The organism is Vibrio sp. 1249-1, from assembly GCF_033340495.1.
The window spans coordinates 1-583 of record NZ_JAWOWJ010000863.1; the positions used below are offsets into that span (position 1 = coordinate 1).

Annotated in this window: 1 protein-coding gene; it reads right to left on the reverse strand. The window is 50.1% G+C overall.

Annotated elements, in window-relative coordinates; all coding sequences use genetic code 11:
* Positions 1–583 (reverse strand): helicase-related protein (locus R7Z50_RS29345; RefSeq protein WP_318149995.1); only part of this gene is annotated, 583 nt, incomplete at both ends.

A 583-nucleotide genomic window follows, 5' to 3' on the forward strand; every position in this document is an offset into this window, starting at 1 on the left:
TAAAGCGAACTTGGCGCAGAAAATCTTCTACGATCTCGCTCTGATTCGCTTCGGCTTTAAATAGAGTAAGGAAACTGTACGGTGGCAACTGCGCCAGTTTACGTTCCTCTAATGCCGTCATAGCGAAGTGGCGGTAGTCCTTTTCCAATAAGGCTTGCAACAAACTGTGTTCAGGATGGGGAGTCGGCAAAACCACTTCCCCCGGCTTACTTGCTCGTCCGGCTCGCCCTGCGACTTGAATGAATAACTGCGCTAATCTTTCGGAGGCGCGAAAGTCGCTACTATATAGGGAGCCATCAACATCTAGCAAGGCGACGAGCGTTACATTGGGGCAATGGTGTCCCTTAGCCAACATTTGAGTGCCTATCAAAATTTGATATTCACCCTTGCGGATGGAGTCCAGCGCATCTTCTAAACTGCCTTTGCGGCGCGTGCTATCTCTGTCGATACGGATGGCTTTGTATTCGGGGAACAGTTGTGCCAATTGTTGTTCTAACTGTTCGGTACCGACACCAACGGTAACCAGTTGAGTTGAACCACAGCCCTGACACTGATGAATCACTGGGTGCTGCGAGCCACAATG